Annotated in this window: 2 protein-coding genes and 2 pseudogenes; 3 read left to right on the top strand and 1 reads right to left on the bottom strand. The window is 64.7% G+C overall.

The window, feature by feature from the left end:
* A pseudogene (locus MOV74_RS36355) lies at positions 1-199 on the bottom strand (DNA recombination protein RmuC); the annotation flags it as partial.
* A 170-nt stretch (positions 200-369) separates the two neighbouring features.
* On the opposite strand from MOV74_RS36355, the gene def reads away from it, so the two are divergent.
* The 3 genes and pseudogenes from def to MOV74_RS36340 all read left to right on the top strand — a co-directional run.
* A complete protein-coding gene (def, locus tag MOV74_RS36350) occupies positions 370-894 on the top strand; it encodes a peptide deformylase (protein ID WP_246932120.1) in 525 nt (174 codons plus the stop codon).
* 202 nt (positions 895-1,096) lie between these two features.
* Positions 1,097-2,020: a methionyl-tRNA formyltransferase gene (gene fmt / locus MOV74_RS36345; protein WP_246932118.1), complete on the top strand. Its 924-nt coding sequence runs from the start codon at positions 1,097-1,099 to the stop codon at positions 2,018-2,020.
* 112 nt (positions 2,021-2,132) lie between these two features.
* Positions 2,133-2,293, top strand: a pseudogene (locus tag MOV74_RS36340) (tRNA pseudouridine(38-40) synthase TruA); the annotation flags it as partial.

The following is a 2,293-nucleotide window of genomic DNA, read 5'->3' as shown; positions in this document are numbered from 1 at the left end:
GCAGCACCTCGCTCAGCCGCTCCTCGAGCTCGTCGGCCCGGATCGCGTGCGCCATCGCGAGTTCCGCGCCGCGTCGCCCGGAGCGCGCGATCACCACCGCAATCACCACCAGCAGGATGAGGACGAGCGCACCGAAGCCGATCAGCGCATCGATGATGCGCACCGGCCAGTCGCCAATCAGGAAAATAATCTCGTTCATGTGCCCTTCTAACGCGATTCGCCGATATTCGCGAACGAAGAGGGAACGTCAGGGGTTAACCACTCCCTAATTTTTATGGTTAACGAAAAGCGAAGTTTTATGGTTAGCGAGGGGTTAACGGGGTTCCCCACCGCATTGACCGCATCCGGCATGCGGCTTAAATCGCGGCCATGGCCCTCAGAGAAATCATCATCCTGCCCGACAAGCAGCTGCGCTTGGTCTCCAAGCCGATCGAGAAGGTCACCTCGGAGATCCGCAAGCTTGCCGACGACATGTTCGAGACCATGTACGACGCGCCCGGCATTGGCCTCGCCGCGATCCAGATCGCGCAGCCGCTGCGGCTGATCACCATGGACCTCGCCAAGCGCGATGAGAACGGCGAGACCACGCCGCTGCCACGCGTCTTCATCAACCCCGAGATCATCGCGTCCTCCGAGGAGCTGTCGGTCTACGAGGAAGGTTGCCTCTCGATCCCCGAATATTACGAGGAGGTGGAGCGCCCTGCGAAGGTGCGAGTGCGCTTCACCGATCTCGACGGCAAGGTGCACGAGGAGGACGCCGAAGGCCTCTACGCCACCTGCATCCAGCATGAGATCGACCACCTCAACGGCGTCCTGTTCGTCGACTACCTCTCGAAGCTCAAGCGCGACCGCGTGATCAAGAAGTTCGAAAAAGCCGCCAAGCGGGCGGAGTGAGTTGTAAGCAATTGGCGTTGCCGCACGCTCCCCTGCGCTGCCTCCCCCCTTGCGGGGGAGGGTGGGGGAGAGGGGTAGCCCAGCAAATGGTCCAACCGGGGCAATGAACCAATCTGCGCTCATTCTGAAAGAGCGCGTCGTGTGGCGCCCCTCTCCCTAACCCTCCCCCGCAAGGGGGGAGGGAACGCAGCGAGTTCTGTTGATGCCCCTCCGCCTCATCTTCATGGGCACGCCCGATTTCTCCGTGCCGACGCTGCTCGAGCTGGTCGCGCATGGCCACGAGATTGCGGCCGTCTACACCCGCGCGCCGAAGCCGGGCGGGCGGCGCGGCCTGCAATTGCAGCCGACGCCGGTCGAGGAGGCCGCGCGAAAACTCGGCGTGCCCGTGCTGACGCCGAAGACGCTGAAGACCGAGGAAGCGCTGGCGGAGTTCAATGCGTTCGATGCCGATGCCGCGGTCGTCGTTGCCTATGGCATGATCCTGCCGCAGGCGATCCTCGATGCGCCCAAGCTCGGCTGCTACAACCTGCACGCTTCGCTGCTGCCGCGCTGGCGCGGCGCGGCGCCGATCAACCGCGCGATCATGGCTGATGATGCCGAGAGCGGCGTGATGGTGATGAAGATGGATGTCGGTCTCGACACCGGCGACGTCGCCATGGCCGAGCGTCTTGCCATCACCGACAACATGACCGCGGCCGATCTGCACGATCGCCTGTCCAGGCTCGGTGCCGACCTGATGGTGCGAGCCGTGGCCGCGCTCGCCCGTGGCGGGCTGCAGCTCAGGAAGCAGAGCGAGGACGGCGTCACCTACGCCGCCAAGATCGACAAGGCCGAGGCGCGGATCGACTGGAACAAGCCCGCGCGCGCCGTGCTGCGCCACATCCACGGCCTCTCGCCATTCCCCGGCGCCAGGGCTGAAATCGAGAATGCGCGCGTCAAGATCCTGCGCTGCGAGCTGGCGAAAGGTGCTGGCGCGCCGGGCGAGGTGCTCGACGATCATCTCACCATCGCCTGCGGCGAGGGCGCGATCCGCATCCTCGAGCTCCAGCGCGAAGGCAAGGCGCGGATGCAGGCCGCGGACTACCTGCGCGGCGTGCCGCTGAAGGCGGGCGCGAGGTTCAACTAGCCAACTTGTCATACGCGGGCTTGACCCGCGTATCCATCTTCTAACAAAACTCTGTCCCAGGCGATGGATTGCCGGGTCAAGCCCGGCCATGACATCGGATAGAATCGGATAGATGCCCCGCTACAAGCTCACCATCGAATATGACGGCGCGCCGTTCTTCGGCTGGCAGGTGCAGGAGACGCTGCCCTCGGTGCAGGGCGCGTTAGAGGCCGCCGTGAAGGCGATGACCGGCGCGGATCTGCGGGTGCATGGCGCCGGCCGCACCGATTACGG

Origin of the sequence: Bradyrhizobium sp. SHOUNA76 (assembly GCF_023006445.1) — a bacterium.
In the GTDB taxonomy this organism is placed as follows: Bacteria; Pseudomonadota; Alphaproteobacteria; order Rhizobiales; family Xanthobacteraceae; genus Bradyrhizobium.
Note: the sequence above shows the minus strand (reverse complement) of the source record. Positions and strands in the feature narration are given on the sequence as shown.